Source organism: Curtobacterium sp. MCLR17_044 (assembly GCF_003234435.1).
GTDB lineage: Bacteria > Actinomycetota > Actinomycetes > Actinomycetales > Microbacteriaceae > Curtobacterium > Curtobacterium flaccumfaciens.
The window spans coordinates 76807-100398 of record NZ_QKTC01000017.1; the positions used below are offsets into that span (position 1 = coordinate 76807).

The 23592-nt window shown below is 72.2% G+C and carries 20 protein-coding genes; 8 read left to right on the plus strand and 12 right to left on the minus strand.

Annotation, left to right across the window (positions count from 1 at the left end; translation table 11 throughout):
• Positions 1-2: 2 nt before the first annotated feature.
• Positions 3-1046: an MBL fold metallo-hydrolase gene (locus tag DEJ04_RS13355; RefSeq protein WP_181437821.1), complete on the plus strand. Its 1044-nt coding sequence runs from the start codon at positions 3-5 to the stop codon at positions 1044-1046.
• A gap of 21 nt (positions 1047-1067) precedes the next feature.
• Here the strand turns inward: DEJ04_RS13355 and DEJ04_RS13360 are convergent, their stop codons facing one another.
• The 4 genes from DEJ04_RS13360 to DEJ04_RS13375 form a co-directional block, all read right to left on the minus strand.
• Positions 1068-1700 (minus strand): FMN-dependent NADH-azoreductase, encoded by a 633-nt coding sequence (locus tag DEJ04_RS13360; RefSeq protein ID WP_111047389.1) that lies wholly within the window; start codon positions 1698-1700, stop codon positions 1068-1070.
• A gap of 141 nt (positions 1701-1841) precedes the next feature.
• Complete coding sequence (locus tag DEJ04_RS13365; RefSeq protein WP_111047390.1) at positions 1842-3446, minus strand: putative Ig domain-containing protein; 1605 nt, start codon at positions 3444-3446, stop codon at positions 1842-1844.
• Between the two features lie 253 nt (positions 3447-3699).
• Positions 3700-5541: a hypothetical protein gene (locus DEJ04_RS13370; protein WP_111047391.1), complete on the minus strand. Its 1842-nt coding sequence runs from the start codon at positions 5539-5541 to the stop codon at positions 3700-3702.
• Positions 5542-5719: 178 nt separating this feature from the next.
• Positions 5720-6622, minus strand: coding sequence for a LysR substrate-binding domain-containing protein (locus tag DEJ04_RS13375; RefSeq protein WP_111047392.1), 903 nt, complete (start codon positions 6620-6622; stop codon positions 5720-5722).
• Between the two features lie 105 nt (positions 6623-6727).
• Between DEJ04_RS13375 and DEJ04_RS13380 the strand changes: the two genes are divergently transcribed.
• Positions 6728-10210 carry a bifunctional proline dehydrogenase/L-glutamate gamma-semialdehyde dehydrogenase gene (locus DEJ04_RS13380; protein WP_111047393.1) on the plus strand — a complete coding sequence of 1161 codons (3483 nt, stop codon included), beginning with the start codon at positions 6728-6730 and terminating at the stop codon, positions 10208-10210.
• A 223-nt stretch (positions 10211-10433) separates the two neighbouring features.
• A complete protein-coding gene (locus DEJ04_RS13385; protein ID WP_071405380.1) occupies positions 10434-10874 on the plus strand; it encodes a VOC family protein in 441 nt (146 codons plus the stop codon).
• Positions 10875-10879: 5 nt separating this feature from the next.
• On the opposite strand, the gene DEJ04_RS13390 is transcribed toward DEJ04_RS13385, so the two are convergent.
• Both DEJ04_RS13390 and DEJ04_RS13395 read right to left on the minus strand, forming a co-directional pair.
• Positions 10880-11323, minus strand: coding sequence for a thioesterase family protein (locus DEJ04_RS13390; RefSeq protein WP_111039501.1), 444 nt, complete (start codon positions 11321-11323; stop codon positions 10880-10882).
• Positions 11320-11928 (minus strand): QsdR family transcriptional regulator, encoded by a 609-nt coding sequence (locus DEJ04_RS13395; protein ID WP_111047394.1) that lies wholly within the window; start codon positions 11926-11928, stop codon positions 11320-11322. The genes DEJ04_RS13390 and DEJ04_RS13395 overlap by 4 nt, the downstream gene beginning before the upstream one ends.
• A gap of 59 nt (positions 11929-11987) precedes the next feature.
• On the opposite strand from DEJ04_RS13395, the gene DEJ04_RS13400 reads away from it, so the two are divergent.
• Positions 11988-13169 carry an acyl-CoA dehydrogenase family protein gene (locus tag DEJ04_RS13400; protein ID WP_111047395.1) on the plus strand — a complete coding sequence of 394 codons (1182 nt, stop codon included), beginning with the start codon at positions 11988-11990 and terminating at the stop codon, positions 13167-13169.
• A 48-nt stretch (positions 13170-13217) separates the two neighbouring features.
• Here the strand turns inward: DEJ04_RS13400 and DEJ04_RS13405 are convergent, their stop codons facing one another.
• Both DEJ04_RS13405 and DEJ04_RS13410 read right to left on the minus strand, forming a co-directional pair.
• Positions 13218-15296 (minus strand): alpha/beta fold hydrolase, encoded by a 2079-nt coding sequence (locus tag DEJ04_RS13405; RefSeq protein ID WP_111047396.1) that lies wholly within the window; start codon positions 15294-15296, stop codon positions 13218-13220.
• Complete coding sequence (locus tag DEJ04_RS13410; RefSeq protein ID WP_111047397.1) at positions 15293-16189, minus strand: patatin-like phospholipase family protein; 897 nt, start codon at positions 16187-16189, stop codon at positions 15293-15295. The genes DEJ04_RS13405 and DEJ04_RS13410 overlap by 4 nt, the downstream gene beginning before the upstream one ends.
• A gap of 113 nt (positions 16190-16302) precedes the next feature.
• Between DEJ04_RS13410 and DEJ04_RS13415 the strand changes: the two genes are divergently transcribed.
• Positions 16303-17112, plus strand: coding sequence for a GAF domain-containing protein (locus tag DEJ04_RS13415; RefSeq protein ID WP_071247251.1), 810 nt, complete (start codon positions 16303-16305; stop codon positions 17110-17112).
• Positions 17113-17153: 41 nt separating this feature from the next.
• A complete protein-coding gene (locus tag DEJ04_RS13420; protein WP_027465208.1) occupies positions 17154-17339 on the plus strand; it encodes a hypothetical protein in 186 nt (61 codons plus the stop codon).
• 109 nt (positions 17340-17448) lie between these two features.
• Here the strand turns inward: DEJ04_RS13420 and DEJ04_RS13425 are convergent, their stop codons facing one another.
• Complete coding sequence (locus tag DEJ04_RS13425; protein ID WP_111047398.1) at positions 17449-18480, minus strand: NADPH:quinone reductase; 1032 nt, start codon at positions 18478-18480, stop codon at positions 17449-17451.
• A 50-nt stretch (positions 18481-18530) separates the two neighbouring features.
• Entirely contained in the window at positions 18531-18893 is a 363-nt protein-coding gene (locus tag DEJ04_RS13430) for a helix-turn-helix domain-containing protein (RefSeq protein WP_111047399.1), read from the minus strand.
• A gap of 108 nt (positions 18894-19001) precedes the next feature.
• On the opposite strand from DEJ04_RS13430, the gene DEJ04_RS13435 reads away from it, so the two are divergent.
• Positions 19002-19649 carry an NAD(P)-dependent oxidoreductase gene (locus DEJ04_RS13435; RefSeq protein WP_111047413.1) on the plus strand — a complete coding sequence of 216 codons (648 nt, stop codon included), beginning with the start codon at positions 19002-19004 and terminating at the stop codon, positions 19647-19649.
• Positions 19650-19826: 177 nt separating this feature from the next.
• Here DEJ04_RS13435 and DEJ04_RS13440 read toward each other — a convergent pair whose 3' ends face one another.
• Positions 19827-21149, minus strand: coding sequence for an MFS transporter (locus tag DEJ04_RS13440; RefSeq protein ID WP_111047400.1), 1323 nt, complete (start codon positions 21147-21149; stop codon positions 19827-19829).
• 136 nt (positions 21150-21285) lie between these two features.
• Between DEJ04_RS13440 and DEJ04_RS13445 the strand changes: the two genes are divergently transcribed.
• Positions 21286-22143, plus strand: coding sequence for a LysR substrate-binding domain-containing protein (locus DEJ04_RS13445; RefSeq protein WP_111047401.1), 858 nt, complete (start codon positions 21286-21288; stop codon positions 22141-22143).
• A gap of 177 nt (positions 22144-22320) precedes the next feature.
• Here DEJ04_RS13445 and DEJ04_RS13450 read toward each other — a convergent pair whose 3' ends face one another.
• A complete protein-coding gene (locus DEJ04_RS13450; protein WP_146248712.1) occupies positions 22321-23559 on the minus strand; it encodes a hypothetical protein in 1239 nt (412 codons plus the stop codon).
• Between the last annotated feature and the right edge of the window lie 33 nt (positions 23560-23592).

Here is a 23592-nt window from a genome sequence, read left to right on the forward strand (position 1 = left end):
GCGTGACGACCGTGCCCCCACCGGCAGCGCCGGCCCCGGAACCGATCAGCCCCGTGCAGGCCGCCGCGCTCCGCGACGGCGTCCTGCCACCCGTCGAGCAGGTCCGGCCGGGCATCTGGACCCTCGCGGTGCCGTTCCGGTTCGGGGTGCCCGACGCGACCCTCGTGTACGTCGTCGAGGGGTCGGACGGCTCGCTCGCGGTGATCGACCCCGGGTGGTCGGCCGACGGCGGCCTCGCCGAGCTACGGCACGGGCTCGCCGCGATCGGACGGGCCCTGGACGACGTGTCGCTCGTGGCCGTGACGCACCTGCACGCGGACCACCTGGGTGCCGCGGCGGCCATCCGCCGGGCGACGGGTGCCCGCGTGGCGATGCACGGCCTCGAGGTCCGTGCGCTCGAACGGGAACGCGCCGACGCCGAGCGGAACGACGCGGACATCGCGACGTGGGGGCTGCCGGAGCACCTGCGGGCCGGGGTCGTCGAGGCCTGGGGCAGCGGACGCCGGATCGGGATGGGCCGGATCGAGTCGCCGTACGCCGACGTGCTGCTCGAGGACGGCGACCTGCTGCCGATCTCCGGTCGGACGATCCGCACGCTGTGGACCCCGGGGCACACGAGCGGGCACGTGTGCTTCCTCGACGAGGCCGACGGCCTGCTGTTCTCCGGCGACCACGTGCTGCCGCGGATCAACTCCGGCATCGGACTCGGCGGCCGGACCAGGACGAACCCGCTCGGCGACTACCTGGCGTCGCTCGCGCGGCTCGACCCGTACGCCGACCTCGAGGTCTGCCCGGGGCACGAGTACCGGTTCCGGGACGTCGTCACCCGCGCGCAGACCCTGGCTCGGCACCGGGAGGAACGCTCACGCCACGTCGCCGCGGCCCTCGACGTACTGGACCGTCCGACGCTGTTCGAGGTCGCCGCCCGGGTGCCCTTCAGTGGCGGGATCGAGTCGATGACCGGGTTCCTGCTCGCGAGCGCCCTGACGCAGACGGCCTTCCACGCGGAGCTGCTCGGGCGGGCCGACGAGGTGCGGCCCGCCTGACGAACGCCGCGGCCGCAGGGGTCAGCCGAGCGTCGTCGCCAGGCGCTCGATCGTCGTCTTCGCGTCGGCGAACTCCGCGGCGGCGTGGTCGGCCAGCGGTGCGAGGTCCGGCAGTCGGTCGGCCAGGGTCGCGCTGACGGTGATCGGGTACAGCTTCATGCCGAGCGCGGTGCCGAGCACGATGTGCAGGACGGGGGAGCCGTGGTCCCAACCCTCGGTCGGGGTGCCGGCGTCGTAGGTCGCGCCGCGGCTCACCACGGTCACGACGGGGCGTCCGGCCAGGGGCTGCACGCCGCCGGTCAGGATGCCGGGCACGTGGATGCGGTCGATCCAGGCCTTCAGGGTCGACGGCACCGTGTAGTTGTACAGCGGCGCACCCACCACGACGACGTCGGCGGCCAGGAGCTCGTCGATGACCTCCTGGCGCAGGGCCTCGGCCTCGGGTGCGACGGTCTCCTCGGCGGTGCGGTCGGCGGCCGCCCAGTGCAGCGCCGAGCTCTCCAGGTGGGGGAGCTGGTCGACGTGCAGGTCCCTTCGGACGACCGTGTACTCCGGGCCGCGGGCGCGCCAAGCGTCCGCGAAGGCCGCGGTCAGTGCGCGCGAGCGGGAGTGGGACAGGTCGGCCGAGGAGTCGATGTGCAGCAGCGTGGGCATGTCGCCAACGCTACCGGCGCGGACCCGGCGGGGCGCGGATGCGAAACGGCCCCGCCTGCTCCGGTGGAGGAGCAGGCGGGGCCGTCACGGGCCTCCCGTCCACCGCGCGGGCACGCGACGGACGGGAGACGTCTCAGGGTGTCAGCGCTGGGCGCGACGACGACGCGCGAAGCGGGCGCCGATGAGGCCGGCACCGGCGACGAGCAGGCCCAGGGCCCACGGCAGTGCGTCGGTGGTGTCCGACCCGGTGTAGGCGAGCTGGCCACCGGTGTTGACCGGGGCGACCGGGGCCGCTGCCGGCGCGACCGGGGTCGGGTCGGCGATACCGGCGACCGCGGTCGGCTGGACGTCCACGGCGAACGAGGTGGCGAAGTCGCCGGCGGCGACCGTGAGGTTGTGGATCGAGGCGTGCGGGAACGTGACGCCGATGAAGCCGAACTCACCGATCTCGGGGTCTGCGGCGATGACGTCGGTCGAGACGTCCGACGTCACGGTGGGCGTGATCGACTCGTCGTCCTCGCCCAGGACCTCGTTGCCGAACCGATCGACGACCGTGCCGGTCACGATGAGCGTCCCACCCTGCTTGATCGTGGGGCGACCGCCGTCGACCTCGGTGCCGACCTGGCCACCGTCGCCGTCACCCTGCGTGATGACGGTGTAGACCTTGCCGTCCGGGTCGATGATCCACGTGGTGCGCTTCTTGGTGTCGTTCTCGTCGAAGTCGAAGGCTCCGGCGCGATCGGTCGTGTAGACGAACAGGCCGAGCGGCGCACCGGCCTCGACGTTGAGCGAAACGTACTGCGTGGTCGTCTCGGTGCCGCTGGTCGCCGTGACGGCGAAGGTCCAGTCCCACGCCTCGGTCGTGATCCCACTGAGCTCACCGGTCGACGCGTCGAAGGTCAGACCGTAGGGGAGCTGGTCCGCGGGGGACATCTCGTCCTCCGGGAACTCCTCGGCGTACTCGGCGTCGTCCTCGTCGAACCAGGCGAGGCTGTACTTCGGCTCCGGGAAGCCCTGCGCGCGGAAGGTGTGTGAGAAGGCGTCACCGGCGGCGGTGCTCAGCTCGAGCGGGCTGTCCTGCGTGGCACCGGCCTTGGTGGGCTGGCCGTCCTCACCGAGGAACGCCGGGGTCTGCGTCACGGCGGCGGTGGCCTCGGACTCGACCGTGGAGGTCTCGGTCGCGCCGGGCAGCGTGCCCGTCACGGCGACCGTGATGGTCTTGCGGACGTCGGTCGGGTCGACGACGTAGCTCGCGGCCTTCGACAGGACGTTGCCGTCCTGGTCGGTCCAGGAGTACTTGTACCCCGCCTCGTCGTCGAAGCCGGTGACGACGGCGACGAGTCGGGTGCCGACCTTGGCCGTGCCCTCGATGGTGACGGTGGCGTCGGCGGCCTTGGCCGTGACGTCCGGCTTCGGGGTCTCGGTCGGCTTCGGAGCCTCGGTGGCGGCCGGCGCGGTGGTCTCCGGCGCGGCGGGCTCGGTGGCCTCGGGGGTGGGTGCCGGGGCTTCCTCGACCGGAGCCGGGGTCTCGGGCGCGGTCTCGACGGGCGGGTCCGTCGGCGTGGGCGTCTCGTCGGAGACGACCGGAGCGGGCGTCTCGGCGGCCACGATCGGCTGCGTCGTGTCGAGCGTCTCGGCGTTGGCGGCCGTCGCGGTCATGATGCCGAGGCCGGTGGTCAGGCCGACCAGGGCGACGGTGGTGCCGACGGCGCAGGCGCGACGGACAGTGGAGGTGCTGCGGTGCACGGGATCCCCCAGGGATTCGGTCCGGGCTCATCGCCCAGATCATGTGAATTTGCCGAGAATGTCGGCGTTCTCGGATCGTAGCGGGATGACGTTGCCGGGCTGTGACGATTCACCGGAATGTGACCCGGGTTGGGGGTGCGTGCGGGAAACCGCCGGACCCCCGCACGCGCGGCGCGCCCTGTGGGCTCGGAACGACGGACGGGAGGCGCGGTGCGGGCCCGCACCGCGCCTCCCGTCCGTCGGGGGTCGCGTCTCAGGCGCGACGGCGACGCAGACGGTGGACCAGCAGACCGCCGCCGGCGGCGAGCAGGCCCAGCGCCCACGCGAGCGGCCCGGAGGCGTCGGCACCCGTGTAGGCGAGGTGCCCACCGCCGCCGGGCGTCGGGGTCGTGTCGCCGACGGTCGCGACCGACGGCCGCACGTCCACGTCGAACGTGGTCGAGACGTCACCGAGGGCGACCGTGACGGTGTGCGGCGAGGCGTGCGGGAACCCGACGCGGGGCTCCCACTCGCCGTACGGCATCGTCACTTCGTCGCTGGCCACGCTGCTCGTCACGACGGGCTGCGCGCCGTCGGACTCCTTCGTGCTGTTCCCGAACGCGTCGAGGGCCGTCACCCGGACGACCATCGTCGCCCCCTGGGCCACCGGGACGGCGTCGACCGGGATCGACTTCGGGCTCTCCGCGAAGATCTCGCGCAGGCCCTCGGCGTCGCGGAGCCACCCCTTCGGGGACCCGATCGTGCCGACGAGCAGGCTGAGTTCCTTCGTCGCGGCGGGACGGATGGACAGGTGGACGTACTGGGTGGCAGCGCGGGACCCGTTCATGGCCATGACCTGGAAGTCGTACTCGCCGGCCACCGTCGGGGCGCCGCTCAGGACCCCGCTCGTGTCACCGACGGCGAGGCCGAGCGGTGCGATCGGGTGTTCGTTGCCCGGGACGGGGAACGCCGTCGGGCCGGTCAGCAGGACGTAGTGCAGCTCCGTCGACGACCCTGTCGCGGTGAAGGTGCGCTCGAGCTGCTCGCCCGCGGTGGTCTCGATGCGGATGGGGGACTCGGGCGTCGAGGGCTCGGTGAACGTGATGGTGTCCGGGGCGGCGGGCTCGTCGGTGTCCTCGGCGCCGACCACGACCTCGAACGACGTGGAGACGCCCCCTTCGGAGACCGTCACGGTCCGGGTGCCGGTGCCGCCGAAGGTCACGGTGTTCGAGGAGTCCCCGTCGTTCCACACCGCCGAGTCGGAGTCGTCCGTGCTCGTGACCGTCGACCGGGGGTAGTCCGGGCCCGGCGTGGTCCGGTTGCCGTACGCGTCGACCGCGAGGCCGGCGAGCGTGAGCGGGGTGTCCTCGGCGACCGGGATGCTCGGCACGATGCGGACCCGGCCCTGACCGGCGGCCTGTTCCCAGATCGTGCCGTCGGTCTCGACCTGCCACAGCCCGTTGTAGTCGGGGGTGGCGACGCCGAACGTCACGCCCACGGGGTCGCCGGGTGCGACCGTCAGCTCGACGTACTGCGTGATCTCGGTCGAGCCGCTCAGGGCGACGACCTGGAACCGGAAGGTCCCGGCCTCCTTCGGGTCGCCGCTCAGGACGCCGGTGTCGACGTTGACCCAGTAGTCGGAGGACGGGGCGTCCTGGATGGCGTAGCCGACGGTGCCGTCGCCGCCGGTGGTCTCGAAGGTGCGAGTGAAGGGCGTGCCGCTGGTGGCGGTGAGCTCGATCGGGTCCTCGGCGGTCGACGGTTCCGTGAAGGCGAGGTCGCTGCCGTCGTCTGCCGCGGGTGCCGCAGGTGTCGCCGGTGCGGTGGGTGCCGTGGGCTCTGGTGCCGGCGTTTCCGGGACCGCAGTCGGCGTCGGGTCGGTGGACGGGCCTCCCGGCTGCTCGTCGGTGTCGACCGTCGTGACGGGCGCGGCGGGCGTGATTGGCGCGGCGGGCTCGGCCGGCGTACCGGGTGTCGCCGTGCTCGTGGCAGTCGTGGGCTCGGCCGCGACGGCGGTCGCGGCGCCGATGCCGAACGCCGACGACGCGGTGACGATGGCGACGGCTGCGCCGATGGCAGCGACCCGTCGTGTGGTGGAGGTGCAGGGCTGGTTCATGGGATCCCCCTCGGATGCCGGTCGGGGCACCGGGAGGTGCCCTCATCCAGGAGATGTCTGCACCGACGAGATCCTGACGGATGCACAGGTCTCGATCCGGTCACGGCGCCGTCTCGCGTGCGCGCTGGCTGGCGTGCGTGTCGGCTGGAGTGCGCCGGATGGCGTGCGCGCCGGCGGATCAGTCGCCGACGGCCGCCGCCGCACGCTCGAGCGCGTCACGGAGTGCGCGGACCGCCGGGGACGACGACCCCGCGGACCGCACCACGGTGAAGATCGTGCGTCGGGGGCCCTCCGGCAGCTCGAGCAGCCGACAGGTCGTCGTCCGACCGGTCCACATCAGGTCCGGCATCAGGCTCACCGCGTTGCCCGACTCGACCAGACGGATCTGCGTCTGCAGATCGGCGGTCTCGTACCGGACGTCGGGCTCGAAGCCCCAGCGCCGACAGACCTGCTCGGCGAAGTGCCGCGACGCGGTGCCGCGGGGTTCCATCACCCAGGGCATGGTGCGGGCGTCCTCGAGCGACGACACCGGGCGCAGGGCCGTGTCGAGCGGGGGCAGGGCGAGCCGGACGGCGTCCGTCGTCAGGTCGGAGCGGTCGAGCCCGGGCAGGTGCGGAGCGGCGTGGGCCGGGTACTGCTCGGCGATGACCATGTCGAAGTCACGAGCCCACGTCTCGTTCAGCGCGGTCTCCGGTTCCCGCTGGACCATCTCGACCCGGACGTCGGGGTGTTCCGTGGCCATCTCGTGCAGGGCGCTCGGCATCAGGGCGAGGGCCGCGGACTGGAACACCGCGACCCGCACACGCCCCTGCACGGACGACAGGGTGTCCTCGACCTGGGACTGCGCGTGCTCGAGGACGTCGAGCACCTGGCCCGCTGCGGCCACCAGCACCTCGGCCTGCGGGGTGAGCTGGAGCCGACGCCCGGCCTTGCGGAGGAGCTGCACGCCGGCCTCCCGCTCCAGGGCGCTCAGCTGCTGCGAGACCGCCGACGGGGTGAAGTTCACGGCCTCGGCGACGGCCGCGATCGTGCCGCGGATGGACAGCTCACGGAGGAGCACGAGACGGCGGACGTCGAGCATGGTCCGACGCTAGCCGGATCAGGACCGAAACGGTAGCGGAACTGAACGGTATCCATCAGGAACGCTCACTTCCGCTACCGCATCCCGGACCTCCACACTGAACCCATGACGACGCTGCACGAGGACTCCGCCATCGACCACGACGCCCTGGCGGACCAGTCCGTCGCGCTCGTCCGACAGTGGCTCGCCGAGGCCGAGACCTACCCGGTCGACGGCTCCGCGAAGCAGCTCGCCGGCGTGCTCGCCGACCCCGCCGGCCTCGACTTCGCCGTCGGGTTCGTCGACGGGGTCGTGCGACCGGAAGACCTTGCCGTCGCCGCCCGCAAACTCCGCCAGATCGCCCCCGACGCCCCCGGGTTCCTGCCCGCCGCGCTCCGCGGACTCGTCCGGCTCGGCGGCGGCATGGCCCCGGTGCTGCCGAACGTCGTGGTCCCCATCGCCCGACGCGTCCTCCGGAACATGGTCGGCCACCTGATCGTCGACGCCACCGACTCCAAGCTCGGCCCGGCCATCGCCGGCATCAAGCGCGACGGCGTCCGCCTCAACGTCAACCTGCTCGGCGAGGCCGTCCTGGGGGAGCGCGAAGCCGCCCGACGACTCGAGGGCACGCACAAGCTCCTGGCCCGCGACGACGTCGACTACGTCTCCATCAAGGTGTCCTCGACCGTGCACCCGCACTCGCCGTGGGCGTTCGGCCACGCGGTGGACGACATCGTCGAACAGCTCCGACCGCTCTTCCAGCGTGCCGCAGCCGCCACCCCGGCCAAGTTCATCAACCTCGACATGGAGGAGTACAAGGACCTCGACCTCACCATCGCGGTCTTCACGAAGCTCCTCGACGAGCCCGAGTTCCTCGGCCTCGAAGCCGGAATCGTGCTGCAGGCGTACCTGCCCGACGCGCTCGCCGCGATGCAGGAGCTGCAGGAGTGGTCCGCCGCCCGCCGTGCCCGCGGTGGTGCCGGCATCAAGGTCCGTCTGGTGAAGGGCGCGAACCTGCCGATGGAGCAGGTCGAGGCCTCGGTGCACGGTTGGCCGCTCGCCACCTGGCACACCAAGCAGGACTCGGACACCAACTACAAGCGCGTGCTCGACTGGGCGCTCACCCCATCGCGCGTCGAGAACGTCCGCGTCGGTGTCGCCGGGCACAACCTGTTCGACGTCGCGCACGCCTGGCTGCTCGCCGGTGAGCGCGGCGTGCGGGACGGCATCGAGTTCGAGATGCTGCTCGGCATGGCGCAGGGGCAGGCGTCGGCCGTGAAGAACACCGTCGGTTCGCTCCTGCTCTACACGCCGGTCGTCCACCCGGGCGAGTTCGACGTCGCGATCGCCTACCTGATCCGCCGTCTCGAAGAGGGCGCCTCGCAGGACAACTTCATGTCCGCGGTCTTCTCCCTGGTGTCCTCGCCGCCGCTGTTCGCCCGCGAAGAGGAGCGATTCCGTGCATCCCTGGTGCCGCTCGCGACACCCGAGGGCCTCGAAGCACCGGCCTCCCACCGTGTCGCCGACCGCTACGCCGCCGTCGGCCGCCCCGGCCCCGGCCACTTCGAGAACACCCCGGACAGCGACCCCTCGGTCGGCGCCGTCCGCGCCTGGGGCGACGCCATCACCGCACGGGTCGCCTCGTCGACGCTCGGTGTCCGCGCCGTCCAGGAGGCCCGGGTCGACTCCGCCACGGCGCTCGACTCCGCGCTCGGCCGCGCCAAGGCCGCCGGTGCGGTCTGGGGGACCTGGTCCGGTGGTGCGCGTGGTGCCGTGCTGCACGCCGTCGGCGACGCACTCGAGGCGAACCGCGCCGCCCTCATCGAGGTCATGGCGTCGGAGACCGGCAAGACCATCGACCAGGCCGACCCCGAGGTGTCCGAGGCGATCGACTTCGCGCACTTCTACGGCACCCTGGCGTCCTCGCTCGACGACGTCGACGGTGCGACCTTCACGCCCGCGACGCTGACCCTGGTCGCACCGCCGTGGAACTTCCCCGTCGCGATCCCCGCCGGATCGACCCTCGCTGCGCTGGCGGCCGGGTCCGCCGTCGTGCTGAAGCCCGCGCCGCCCGCCGAGCGCTCCGGCGCCGTGCTCGCCTCGATCATCGAGACCGCGCTCGACGCCCACGGGGCCCCGGCCGACGTGCTCGCGTTCCTGCAGGTGTCCGAGAACGACCTCGGGCAGCAGCTCATCGCGTCCCCGATGGTCGACCAGGTCATCCTCACCGGTGCGTACGAGACGGCCGAGCTGTTCCGCTCGTTCCGCCCCGACCTGCCGCTGCTCGCCGAGACCTCGGGCAAGAACGCCGTGATCGTCACGCCGTCGTCCGACCTCGACCTCGCCGTGAAGGACGTCGTCGCGTCAGCGTTCGGGCACGCCGGCCAGAAGTGCTCGGCCGCGTCCCTCGTCGTCATGGTCGGCTCGGTCGCGAAGTCGAAGCGCTTCCGGAACCAGCTGCTCGACGCGGTGGACTCGCTCACGGTGGGCTACCCGACCGACGCCGCGACGCAGATGGGCCCCGTCATCGAGCCGGCCTCGGGCAAGCTGCTCGACGGCCTGACGAAGCTCGGCGCGGGGGAGTCCTGGGCCGTCGAGCCGAAGCAGCTCGACGAGACCGGCAAGCTCTGGAGCCCGGGTGTCCGACAGGGCGTCCGCCGCGGCTCGGAGTTCCACCGCACCGAGTACTTCGGCCCGATCCTCGGCATGATGACCGCGGACTCGCTCGACGAGGCGATCGACATCGTGAACGAGGTCGACTACGGCCTGACCTCGGGCCTGCACTCGCTCGACCCGGCCGAGATCGGCACGTGGCTGTCGCGGATCCAGGCGGGCAACCTCTACGTCAACCGCGGCATCACGGGCGCCATCGTCCGCCGCCAGCCGTTCGGCGGGTGGAAGAAGTCGGCCGTGGGCGCCGGCACGAAGGCCGGTGGGCTGAACTACCTGCTCGGGCTCGGGTCGTGGACGCCCGCACCGGCGACCGCTGCGTCCGGTGTCGCCGTGTCGGATCCGGTCTCGGCGTTCGCCCGGGCTGCCGAGGTCGCGTCGCCGATGCTCGACCGTGCGCTCGCGTCCGACGAGCAGGCGTGGTCGACGCTGTTCGGCACCGCGACCGACGTCTCGGCGCTCTCCGCCGAGCGGAACATCGCCCGGTACCTGCCGTTCCCGGCGGTGCAGGTGCGGCTGGCCGCGGTCGCCGACTCGGACACGGACGCTGACGCCTCCGTGATCGAGCTCGTCCGCGTCGTCGCCGCAGCGCTCCGTGCCGGCACGACGATCGAGGTCTCCACGGCCGCGACGCTGCCGTCGTCCGTCGCCGCGGCGATCCGTTCGCTGCCGATCGTCCGCTCGCTGTCGCAGACAGTGTCCGACGAGGCCTTCGCGAGCTCGGTCGCCTCGGGGCCCTCGACCCGGGTGCGGCTCATCGGCGGCGACACCTCGGCGCTGTACTCGGCCGTCGGTGGTCGTCCGGACGTCGCGGTCTACGGCGGCCCCGTGACCGAGGCCGGTCGGCTCGAGATCCTGCCCTTCGTCCGCGAGCAGGCGGTGTCGATCACGGCGCACCGCTTCGGCACGCCGAACCACCTGACCGACGACCTGATCTGACCCCGGACCGCGGCGCTGGCGTTCGGGTCCAGCGCCGCTTGCACAACCGAAGTGCCCCCGAACCGCGCGATCGCCTGGTTCGGGGGCACTTCGGTTGTGCGGCGTGCGGAACGCCGTCCACGGGGCTGTCCGGTCGCCGCACGGCCTCGGGTGCTTCGGAGGGACCGAGCGTTGCCTCGGGTGCGCGTCGCAACCACGGCGCGCAACCCTGAGGAGCTCCACCATGACCGAGCCGTTTGCACGCCCGACCGCCCTGGCCCACGTCCGCGTCACCGTGACCGACATCCACCGGAGCAAGGCCTTCTACCAGCTGCTGCTCGGCACGGATCCGGCGATCGACTTCAGCGACCAGGTCGACGAGCCGGGTGTCCGCGAGGACCGCGAGCGTTTCTACGGCGGATCGGTGTTCCGGCTCGGTGACCAGGTGTTCGGACTCCGTCCGGTCGCTCCCGCGGGGCAGACGTTCGATCCGGACACCGTCGGCCTCGACCACGTGAGCTTCGTCGTGGGTTCGGTCGACGAGCTGCACGAAGCGGCCGCCCGACTCGATGCCGCGGGTGTCGAGCACGGCGAGGTCACCGACCTCGGCGACGCCGGCATGGTGATCCTGTCCGTGCAGGACCCCGACGACATCAACCTCGAGCTCGCAGCCCTCAAGGGCTGAGGTCGTCAGTCGGCGACGGCGGGCTGCTGCGCGACCATCGAGCCGGTCACGAGCTCGCGGAGCTCGGCGGGCAGCGGGATCGGTCGGCGGGCGCCCTCGCGGTCGATGATGACGTGCACGAACTCACCGGTGGCGAGCAGGGCGCCGTCGGACTGACGGAACAGACCGAACTCCCACGACAGGCTCGTGGTGCCGAGGTGCTTCGAGCGCATCCCGACCTCGATCACGTCCGGCCAGACGGCGGACTCGACGAACCGGCAGCTCGACGACACCAGCACGGCGATCCACTCCGACGAGAACGGGTCGAGCCCGGCGGCCTCGCGGAACCAGTACGTCGACGCGTTGTCCATCGCCGAGTAGTAGATCGTGTTGTTGACGTGCCCGAACATGTCGTTGTCGTTCCACCGGGTGGGGTAGGAGCGGCGGAACGGGTACTCGTCGATGGTCATCGGTCTCCGATCGGTGGTGCGGGTGTGGCGTGCACCGCGTCGGGCCGCAGGACGTACTCGAACGCCGCACGGGCCCGGTCGGGATCAGGGGTCTCACCGGAGATGAACTCGGCGTAGGTGAACGACTCGGAGATCCGGACGAGCAGCCGTGCGAGCTCCTCAGCCGACAACGGTGCCGGATCGAACGTACCGGACGACTCCTGCTGCTCGATGAGAGCGGTCACCCGGGCGACGAAGCGGCTCTGCACGTCACTGTCCGAGGTGGTGAGCAGACGCATCGCCCGAGCGGGTTCGCGCGTCAGGAACGCCCGGAAGTACGGGGCGTCGATCAGGTCGGCGGTGAACCGGTCGAGCACGACGACGAGCCGGGCTGCTCCGGTCGCCCCGATCTCGTCGGCGGCGTAGGTGGCTCCGTCGAGGGTCGGGACTGCGAGGGACCACAGGATCTCGGACAGCAACCGGTCACGGTTGCCGACCCAGCGGAACAGCGACGTGCGGTCGACGCCGAGTGCGGCAGCCAACGCCCCCATGTCGATCCGCGAGCCGGCGATGAAGGTGTGACGGGCCTCCCGGAAGGCGCGCAGCGCAGAGTCTGATGTGTACACGCGATCCTCTCTTGCAACGTTTTCGAGAATGATGCATCGTGGTTCCCATGTCAACGACGATGCCCGCGACGCCCCTGCTCGAATCGGACTTCTACGGCTTCCAGCAACAGCTCACCGAGCAGGAGCGCGCGTCGCTCGGGCAGCTCCGGCAGTACCTCGAGCGCGAGGTCGCGCCCATCGCCGACGCGTACTGGGCGCGCGCCGAGTTCCCGATGCAGGTGATCGCGCCGCTCGCCGAGCTCGGCATGTACGGGCCCGGCGTCCCGCTCGTGCGGCAGTTCGAGAACTCGGCCGTGTACCGCGGCTGGGCGGCCCTCGAACTCGGACGCGTGGACGCGAGCGTCGCCACCTTCATCGGCGTGCAGTCCGGCCTGGCGATGAACTCGATCGCGGTCGCCGGCAGCGACGAGCAGCAGCGCGAGTGGCTGCCCCGGATGGCCGCGGGTGAGATCGTCGGGGCGTTCGGGCTCACCGAGCCGTACTCCGGCAGCGACTCCGCGAAGGGACTGCGCACCACCGCCCGATGCGAGGGCGACGAGTGGGTGCTCGACGGCGAGAAGCGCTGGATCGGCAACGCCACCTTCGCCGACGTCGTCGTGATCTGGGCGAAGGACGTCGCCGACGGTCAGGTCAAGGGCTTCCTCGTCACCACCGACACCGCGGGCTTCACCGCGACGAAGATCGAGGACAAGATCGCCCTGCGCGGCGTGCAGAACGCCGACATCGTCATGCAGGACGTCCGGGTGCCCGAGTCGCGCCGGCTGCAGAACGCGACGTCGTTCCGCTCGACCGCCGAGGTGCTCCGACTGACCCGCACCGAGGTCGCCTGGCAGGCCGTCGGCATCGCGGTCGGTGCGTACGAGGCCGCGCTGGCCTACGCCCGCGAGCGGATCCAGTTCGGCAAGCCGATCGCCGCCCACCAGCTCGTGCAGGACCTGCTCGTCAAGTCGCTGTCGAACATCACGGCCTCGATCGCACTGTGCACGCAGGCCTCGGCCATGCAGGACGCCGGGGTCGGCGGCGACGAGCACTCGGCGATGGCGAAGGCGTTCGCCACCGCGAAGATGCGGGAGACCGTCGCCTGGTGCCGCGAAGTGCAGGGCGGCAACGGCATCGTGCTCGACAAGGGCGTGGCCCGGTTCTTTGCCGATGCCGAGGCGATCTACTCGTACGAGGGCACGCGCGAAGTCAACACCCTGATCGTCGGCCGGGCGATCACCGGGCAGGCCGCGTTCGTCTAGCGGCCCGCCCGGCCCGCCCGGCTCGCCCCGGTTCGCCGGACGGGTGCGCTACCCGAGCAGCGCCGGCCGCTCCCACTCCTGGTCGAGCACGTGCTGCCCGAGGAACGCGAACACCGTCTCGTACCAGACCACGGCGTGCTGCGGAGCGAGCACCCAGTGGTTCTCGTCCGGGAAGTACAGGAACCGGTGCGGCATCGAGCCGTCCGGTGCCGCGTGGTGCTCCGCGAGCTCGGACCAGAGCCGCAGCCCCTCGCCGATCGGCACCCGGTAGTCCTTGTCGCCGTGGATCACGAGCATCGGTGACGTGATGTCGGCCACGAACCGGTGCGGGTCGTTCGCCGCGATCCCCTCGGCGTCGAAGATCGACGACCAGTACTGCGACGAGTCCGTCGTGCCGTTGAACTGGTCGAGCGCCCACAGGCTCGCGTGGGTGACGATCGCCCGGAACCGGTCGGTGTGCCCGGCGACCCAGTTCGCCATGTACCCGCCGAACGACCCGCCCATGGCGGCGGTCCGGGTCGCGTCGATGTCCGCCCGCGCCTCGACCACGTCGGTGATCGCCATCAGATCGGTGTACGGCGCCTGCCCCCAGGCGTTCCAGCCGCGGTTCACGAAGTCGAGCCCGTAGCCGGTGGACAGCGCGGGGTCCGGCAGCAGCACGGCGTACCCGCGGGCTGCGAGCAGCATCGGGTTCCAGCGCCAGGACCACTGGTTCCACGAGTTGAGCGGTCCGCCGTGGATCCACAGGACGAGCGGGTGCGGCCCGTCGCCCTCGGGCACGACCAGCCAGCCGCGCACGCGGGCGCCGTCGGCTGCGGTCGTCTCGACCTCTTCCAGGTGGGCGGGCACGTCCGGCAGGGGCGCCGGCGTCGCCAACGGGGTCACCGTGCCGTCCGTCGCGATCCGCACCGGGTGCAGCGGGGCCGCCCAGGAGGCCCGGAGCGCCACGACCACGCCCGTCGCCGCCGCGACGCGCAGGCTCGAGTACGCCCAGTCGTCGTGCGTCAGCTGCTCGACGGCGCCGCCGTCGAGGGGGATGCGGAAGACCGGCGCGCGGCCGTCCTGGTCGGCGATCGCCAGGAGCGCACGGTCGCCGTGCTCGAACACGAGTTCGCTCGGCCAGCGGTCCCAGTCGGTCGCGACACGGCGGGCGTCGGAGCCGTCGATGCCGGCGACCCAGACCTCCTGCTGGTTCGCGCCGGCCGGGGTGGAGCGGACGGTGCGGACCCAGGCGATCGTCCGGCCGTCGTGGCTGAGCGCCGGCATCTCGTGGTCGACGTCGACGTCGTCGAACAGCACCGTGCGGTGGCCGTTGGACAGGTCGATGGTGACGAGCGTCGAGCGGTCCCCACGGGCCTCCCGGACGCCCACGGAGGCCAGCAGGACCGAACCGTCGGGCGTGAGCGCCCCGTCGACGTGGTCGAGCGAGCGTCCGGGGGCCGGTGTGCGGTCGACGGGCTGGACGGGCTCGGCGCTGGCGCCGACGGCGTCGCTGCCGGTGTCGCTGTCGCTGTCGGCCGTCTCGAGCGTCAGCACGTGCGTCTGGGCCGGCCCGAGGTCGTGGTCCCAGTACCGGACCGGGTAGGTCTCGTGCAGGATCGCGCGGACCTGCTTGTCCTTCCGGCTCTTCCGGAGCTCCGCGTCGGCCTCGAGCACGGTCGCGGGGTCGGAGCCGGCCCCCGGCAGCAGGTCGGCGGTCAGCGCCACGACGTCCGACGAGGCCGCGGTGGCCAGGACCCCACCGACGCCGCCGGCCAGGCGGGTGAGCGGACGTGCCTCGCCACCGTTCGCAGGCAGCACCCAGAGCTGGGCTGTCTCGAGGTCGGTGGCGTCGGCGTCGGGCCGGGCGGAGACGAAGAGCAGGTCGCCGGTGCGGGTGAAGGCGATGCCGCCCTCGCCCTTGGCGGAGCGCGTGAGGCGGACCGGGCGTGCGGCGGGTGTGCCGGCGTCGTCCGCGTCCTCGGCCTGGGCTGCTGGTACCTGCCAGATCGACCGGCGGTACCCGGTGCCGTCGGGGTCGAGGGCACTGACCGTCAGGGCGACGCGGGTGCCGTCGGGGCTGATGTCGATGCCGTCGACGCGGGGGAGCGCGACGTACTGGTCGAGGTCGGAGAACGGGGTGCTCATGCGTGCACGCTCGCCAGGTCCTCGGCCCAGAAGGCGGCGACCTGCTCGGCGACCGCGGTGCCCTGGGCGTGGCCGGCCTCGGCCGACGGTGCCTGGGTGGCGAGCGAGAGCGAGTTCGTGCCGAAGGCCTGCTGGGACGCGCTGTCCGCCACCACGACCTCGACCGACGATCCGCCGGCCCGCAGGGTCTCGACGGCGACGTCGAGCCAGGGCCCGCACGGGGACGGGCCCTCGGGGCCGCAGGCGATGACGAGCACGCGCTCGTACCCGGCGGCGGCGTCGGCGTTGGTGCCCGAGCGGACACCACCGTCGACGTACGGGCGGCCGTCGATGGTGACCGGGGTCCAGACGAAGGGCACCGAGCAGCTGGCCGCGACCGCACGGGGGAGCGGCACGCCGTCGGCTGCCGTCAGCAGGCGGAAGGTGCCGTCGGTGGCGTCGACCGCGGTGACGGCGAGCGGCTTCTCCGGCCATTCGGTGGACGGGAGCGTCTCGCCGAAGGTCGATGTCCGCTCGTCGTCGCTCTGACCACCGACGACCTGCTGAGCGGCCTGACCGAGTCGAGCCCGGGCGTCCTGCTCGCCGGTCGCACCCTGCAGTGCTGCGCCGATGTGCTGCTGCACGGCCTCGACGTCGATGGGGGCCGGCTCTTGGTAGGTGGTCGGCGCCGGGGTGTGCTGCTGGTCGTAGGCCTGCTGGACGGCACCGTTCCGGACGAACGCGCCGACGACGCTGCCGGCGCTGGTGCCGACGACGAGGTCGGCGGCGTCGAGGTCGACGCCGGCTTCCTGCAGGGCGACGAGGACGCCGACTTCCCACGCGATGCCGGCGACACCTCCGCCACCGAGGACGAGGGCTCTGGATCCGGGAACGGGCGTGCTGACGTCGGTCATGGGTCCTGCTTACCAGCTGCGTGGGACGGGCCGGTGGAGGCCGATGGATCCTGTGGAGAACCCGCCTGTGGACAACTCCGTCCGCGTCGGTGGCGTGACCTAGCGTCGTGGTCATGGGGAACCAGCGTTCAGGACGGGTCGGCACGGTCGTGTGGCCGATCGTGGTGGCTGCTGCGCCCACCGCGGCGTTCCAGCTGCCGAACCTGTTCGTCACGCCGGCGGTCCGACTGTCGCTCGTCGCGTTCGGGCTCGTCGTGCTCGTCGGCGCCGTGACCGTGCAGGTGGTCCGGACCCGGCGCAGCGACGCCGCCCGGTCGGTGGCCGAGGACAACGCCACCGCGGCGGAGCTCGAGCAGTCGACGGCGGTCCGGTACGCGTTCGGCCAGATCGCCACCCGGCTCGTCCGGTTCACCGAGCTGCCCCGGTCCGATCGCCACGGTGAACTCTCGGTCGTCGCCGACCGCGTCGCCGTGGCCCTGGCGTTCTACCTGCTGCCGAAGGTGCCCGACGTCCGCGCCAACGTGTACCAGCTGTCCACCGATCTGCGTGCGCTCGAGCCGATCGGTCACGGTGGGGCCGGCGACACCGCCGGGGTCTTCCGCGCCGGCACGCCCTACGGCGACCGCAACCTCGAGTGGGTGCTGGTCGGCGGATCACCCCGGATCGTCGGTGACCGCTCGGCCGACGTCGACGTCGACCAGGACCTGCCGGGCTTCGAGCCGCGGTACACCTCGTACGTCTCGGTGGTGATCCGGTCCGACCAGTACTCGTTCGGCATGCTCACCGTCGACTCTCCGGTCCCCGACGCCTTCACCGAACTCGACGCCAAGAACATCGCGATGATGGCGTCGTTCATGGCCGTCGCGTTCTCGCTGACCTACTCGTTCCCCGAGCGCGACCGCAATCCAAGGAAAGGCCCGTGATGCTCACACGCTCTGTCGGACGCTCGACGTACGATGCCCCCATGACGACCGTGAACCCTGCTCCGCCGTCGTTCGGGCGTGCCCGGATCTCCTCGCCGAACTGGAACGACACCACCACCGACGCCGACTACGAAGACCTCGACGTCATCGCCGCCAACATCGAACGCGAGCGCGTTGCAGCCCGGCTCCGGGTCACCGCAGCCATCGCCGCGCGTCTGGGTCGCTGACCCCTCCCGCATCGTCCACGACGAACGGCTCCCACGCGTGCGTGGGAGCCGTTCGTTTTAGCCGGAGCCGGAGCCCGAGCCCGAGCCCGAGCCGGACCTGGTGTCGCAGCTACGGCGCCTCGGTCACGTCGATGAGCACCTTGCCGACCGTGTTCTGCTCGACCGCGTCGTGCGCCTGGGCGGTCTGCCCGAGCGTGAAGCGGGTGAGCGGGAGCCCGGCGTCCTCGCCGACCGGCAGCACACCGTCGTGCAGCGCCTCGGTGACGTCCTCGGCTGCCGCGGACAGCGCCTCGTCGCCGATCGTGTAGAGCAGCAGGAACTGGTAGCGGGCGTTCACGCTCATGTTCGGGCGGATCGGCAGGCTCGCCTCGTCGCCGCCGTTGTTCGCGTAGATCGACACGACGCCGTGGTTCGCCAGCACGTCGGCGACCAGCGCGGCGTTCTGCGGGATCGACACCTCGACGACGATGTCGACACCGTCCGGCGCGATCGACCGGATGCGCTCGGCGGCGTCCTCCTCGCGGTAGTTCACGACGTGGTGGGCGCCGGCTGCCGTGGCGAGGGTTGCCTTCGCGTCCGAGCTGATCGTCGTGATGACGGTCGCTCCGGCCCGGCGGGCGAGCTGGATCGCGGCGTGCCCCACGGCACCGGCGCCGCCGGCGACGAGCACGGTGAAGCCGTCGAGGGCTCCGGGGCCCAGTCGCGCGGGGCCGTCCTCGTGGGTGGTGAGCGCTCGGTGTGCCGTCATCGCGGGGACGCCGAGCGAGGCGCCGACGTCGAACGAGACACCGTCGGGCAGCGGGACCACGCGCGACTCGGGCACGACCGTGTACTCCTGTGCCGTGCCGGTCGGCCGTGACGCCGCCGCCATGAACAGCCAGACGCGGTCACCGACGGTCAGCCCGTCGACTCCGGGGCCGACGGCGTCGACGACACCTGCGCCGTCCTGGTTCGGCGTGATCTCGGGGAAGGGCAGTCCGTCGCCGTACGTGCCGCCGGCACGGGCCTTCCAGTCGGTCGGGTTGACGCCGGAGACGACGACGCGGACGCGGACCTCACCGGCACCGGGCTCCGGGATCTCCCGCTCGACGAGTTCGAGGACGCTGCTGGCACCGGGCTTCGTGTAGACGATCGATCGCATGTCCCCAGGCAACCACTCGTCGCCGTCGGGGATTCCGAGTGCGGGGTCGCTCAGCGCCCGTCGTACCCCTCGCGCGCCTCGGCGACGTCGGGCATGTGCGAGGTGGCCCAGTCCTCCAGCGGCACGAGCACCGTGCGCAGCGATCGCCCGAGTTCGGTCAGTTCGTACTCCACGTGCGGCGGGATCTCGGGGAACACCGTCCGCGTCACCATGCCGTCGCGCTCGAGGGCCCGCAGCGTCTGGGTGAGCATCTTCTGCGAGACCCCCTGCACCCGGGCCGCCACCGCCGAGTACCGTGCGGGACCGTCGGCGAGGGCGCCGATCGTCAGCACGCTCCACCGGTCGCCGATGCGGTCGAGCAGCTGCCGACTGGGGCAGTCCGCCGCGTAGGGGCTGTACTCGAGTGCTGACATGGTGTCCTCCGCAACGCACCGCCAGGTGCCTACTTACTCAAAGAGAGTAACTCTTGTACGGTGACTGTCAACGTCACCGACGCCCAGCACGTCCACGAAGGGAACACCATGACCAACATCGTCGTCTTCGGAGGCACCGGCTACGCCGGCTCCGCCATCACCCACGAGGCACTCTCCCGCGGCATCACCGTCACCGCGGTCGCCCGCGACACGAGCAAGCTCGAGCCGGCCGAGGGTCTCACCCTGGCGCAGGGTGACGCGTTCGACGCCGACTTCGTGTCCGAGGTCACCAAGGGTGCCGACGTCGTCATCGTCTCGCTCCACGCCGTGCAGGCCGACGGCAGCGAGCTGAAGGACAAGTTCCAGCACTTCGTCGACGCCGCCGCTGCAGCCGGTGCGCGGCTCGGCATCGTCGGCGGTGCCGGCTCGATGCGCGTGTCCGAGGACGGCCCCCGCCTCTTCGACACCGACGGCTTCCCGGACGCCTTCAAGGGCGAGGCGAAGAGCCACGCGCAGATCCTCGACGCCCTCCGTGCGTCGGACACCGACGTCGACTGGTTCTACGTGAGCCCCGCCGCGGCCTTCGGCAGCTACAACCCGGGCGAGCGTCGCGGCACCTACCGCGCCTCGGACGAGGTCCTGCTCGCCGACGCCGAGGGCAACTCGGACATCTCCGGCGCCGACTACGCGATCGCGTTCGTCGACGAGATCGTCACCCCGGCGCACCACCAGACGCGGTTCGGCGTCGCCTACTGAGGCACTGCCCCTCGCGGGACACCGGTGTTCACGCAACGCACCGCGGGATCCCGCGGCGTCGAGCGTGAACACCGGTGTCTTGCGTACCGCCCGACGAGACCGACGGGCGGACGGGAGGCGCGGGACGGAGCCGCCACGGGCCTCCAGGCCGGCGGGTGGTCACCGCCGGGCCCCGCGTCAGTGCGCGACGATCGCCGGCACCGGCAGGTGGTGGCGCATCCGCACCGCCAGGTGCAGGCCGCCCCGGCGGGCGAGCACGAGCGCGATCACGGCGGCGGCCGCAGCCGGCACGCCTCCGGCGACCATCATCCCCACGTGCGCACCGAAGCGGTCGACGATCTGGCCCATCAGCGGCCCGCCGATCGCCTGTCCACCGAGCAGCACGAGGACGTAGAGCGACATCACCCGGCCGCGGATCGCCACGTTCGACGACAGCTGCACGAGCGAGTTCGACGCGGTCTGGAACAGCAGCTGCGACATCCCCACCGCCACGAGCGCGACGGTGAACGGTGCGATCGCCGGGATCGACCCCGAGACGACGAGCAGCACGCCCGTCCAGAACACCCCGCCGACGATGGTGCGGAGCCGGACGACGGCCCTCCGGGTGGAGAGCAGCGCACCGACCAGGGCGCCGATCGCCACGGCGGAGTTGAACACCCCGTAGCCGCCGGCGCCGACGTCGTACACCTGTGACGCGAAGGCGGACAGCAGCACAGGCATCGTCAGCGCGAACACCGAGAAGAACGCGACGAGGATCACCGGCACGATGATCGTCGGCTTGTGCACGGCGTAGCGGAGGCCCTCCACGAGCTGCCCCTTGCCGCGGGGCGCCGGTGGTGTGCGGTGCAGTTCGGAGACCTCCAGGAACCCGAGCGTCACGACGACGGCGACGCAGGCGATCGCGTTCACGCCGAACGACCACCCCGCGCCGACCGCGACGAGCAGGGCCCCGGACAGCGCCGGACCGATCATGCCGCCCAGCTGGAACACCGACGAGTTCACGCTGATGGCGTTCCGCAGGTGCTTGTGCCCGACGATCTCGGTGACGAACACCTGCCGTGCCGGGTTGTCGATCACGGTGACCATGCCGACCAGGAAGGCGATCACCCAGATGTGCCACGCCTCGACGACGCCGGCGAGCGTCAGGACGGCGAGCAGCGCGGACAGCACCGCGAAGGCTCCCTGGGTGATCATCATGAGCGCGCGCTTCGAGAACCGGTCGACCAGGACGCCCCCGAGCAGCCCGAACAGCAGCATCGGCGCGAACTGACAGGCGACCGTGATGCCGACCTGCGCGACCGAACCGGTCAGCTGCAGCACGAGCCAGTCCTGCGCGATCCGCTGCATCCAGCCGGCGGTCATCGCCACCAGGTTCGTCGCCGTGAACAGCCGGAAGTTCGGCACGGACAGGGCGATGAGCGTGTGGCGCCACGGCGGTCGCGTGGCCTGGATCGGGAGCGGTTCGGTGGGCGGGGGGAGGGTCGTCGGTGACGCGCTCACGGTGCGGGGTTCTCCGGACGTCGGTGTGGATCTGGTACCCCAACGAAACTACGTGGCGCCGGGCCATTCGATACCCCTATGGTGGCTATCACTCCATTGCGATGTCGAATGAGGTCGCACCGACGGAAGGCGCGACGTGCTCGATCCGGTCCTGTTGCAGACGTTCCTGGCCGTGGCGGAGAGCGGCAGCTTCACGCAGGCCGGGACCCGGCTCGGCATCAGCCAGCCGACGGTGTCCCAGCACGTCCGGCGCCTGGAGACCGCGGTGGCGCGCACCCTGGTCGCCCGGGACACCCGCGGCGTCGCCCTGACCGACAACGGGGACGCGATGGCCGGGTTCGCACGGACGATCCTCGCCGCGCACGCCACCGCCGACGCCTACTTCTCCGGCGCGGCCACCCGCGGGCGGCTGCGCTTCGGGGCGGCGGACGACCTCGCCATCACCCAGCTGCCGCGGATCCTGCGGGACTTCCGACGGCTGCACCCGCAGGTGAACCTCGAGCTCACGGTGAACCAGTCGGCCCCGCTGCTCCGCCGGGTGCACGCCGGCCAGCTCGACCTGGTGTTCATCAAGCAGACGGCGGGGGAGTCCGCCGAGGGCACCCGGGTCGCGACCGACCAGATGGTGTGGATGGCGCAGGACGGCATCGCCCTGGAACCCGGCGAACCCGTCCCGCTCATCGCGTACCAGGCGCCGAGCATCAGCCGGCAGATGGCGATCGACGCCCTCGAGGCCGCCGGCCGCACCTGGCGGATCACCTGCAACACCCGCGACGTCAACGGGGTGCTCGCCGCGGTGCGCGCGGGCATCGGCGTCGCGGTGTTCCCGCACTCGCTGATCCCGGCCGACCTGGTGAAGGTGTCGCAGCGGCTCGGGCTGCCGGACCTGCCGGCGGTGGACTACGTCCTCATCGCCAACCCGACGGTGCAGCGGGAACCGATCGACGCGCTGACGAACGCGATCCTGTCCCGCGGGGTCGTCCGCGCCGTCTGAGCGCGTGCATCGTCGGCGAGACGCCGGCGTGTTCGGGCTGGTGTCCGCAGCAAGACGCCGGCGTGTTGGCTCGACACCGCCGAGCCGCCGAGACGCCGCGACTTTCGGAGGCGTCTCGACGTCGACGCGGCGTCCTGCCGAGACGACGGCGTCTGAGCGCTCGCGGGCCGCGGTGCGCTACGGGGCGAGCGTCGGGGTCGTGCCGGTGCCGGTGACGTCCGGCAGCGTCACGCCCACGAGCGGCAGCAGCGCCGCCGCGACCGCCCACAGCAGCACGACCGTGCCGACACCGCCGAGCACCGCACCGAGCAGCGCGACCGGCCGCTGCCACGTGGCCGTCCGGTCGCGAAGCGTCACGATCGAGAGCACCAGCGCGAGCAGCCCGAGCACCACGCCGACGCCGTGCACGGTCGCGGGCGCGGTGAACCACCAGGCCGCCAGACCGATCGTCGCGATCCCGGCGACGGCACCGAGCACCGCACCGGCGGTCGCACCGAGCGCACGGCGTGGCTCCGGCACGGCGCCTGCGGCCACGGGCTGGTCGAGCAGTTCGGTCGGGAGGCCCGCCTCGCCCCCGCCGGCACCCTGCGGCACCGGGGTGGGTGCGACCAGGGCCGTGGTCGCCCGGGCTTTCGGGGTCGCGACGGCGGTGCCGCCGGGAGCGGCGGTGGTGGGCGCCGCGTGCAGCACGGCGTCGAACGACCCCGCGGCTGCGGGTGTGGGTGCTGCCGACCGTGCGGCGGCCTGCTGGTGGGCGAAGCGTCGGGGTGTCCGGTAGCCGATCGGACCGACGGGCTCGGGTTCGGTGCCCTCGACGACCACGTGTTCGAGGCCGGGCACCGAGAACCGGGGCTGTCCGGCGACGGGCACCGCGGGTGCGGCGGTCGGCGGTGCCTCCGGCGAGGGGGTGGTGAGCGGTGCGACGAGCGGTGTCGCGTCCGCCGAGGCGGGTGCGGCGGCGACCGGGGAGACCGGCACCACGAGCCCGGAGGCGGGGACGACCGACGACGGCGGCACCGCGGGGGTCTCGAACGGCACGGTGTGCACGTTCGGCGACGTCGGGGCCGGGGGCAGCAGTTCCTGCTGCGGCGGGAAGTCGGGCACGGGGGCGTCGGCCTCGACCAGTGCGGCGATCGACGCGGGCTCGGACGTCGGTGCGTGCGCGGCCGGCGCATGCGCGGCGGGTGCCTGCTCAGCCGCGGCGTTCCCCGCCGGGGCGACCGTGGTCGGTGGGACCGGCGCCGCGTGGGCGGCGCGTGACGAAGCGGGGGTGGGGCGGGCCTCCCGGCCGGAGGCGTTCACGTGACCGGCGGCGGCGACCCGCTCGGGCGCGACCTCGTCGACGGGCGGCGCGGTCACCCAGGCCGGGACGGGCCGACGGGGCCGGTCCGATTCGGGCATGCGATGCGCTGCCACTGCGGCGCTCCTTCCGTCGACTGATCCATGCTC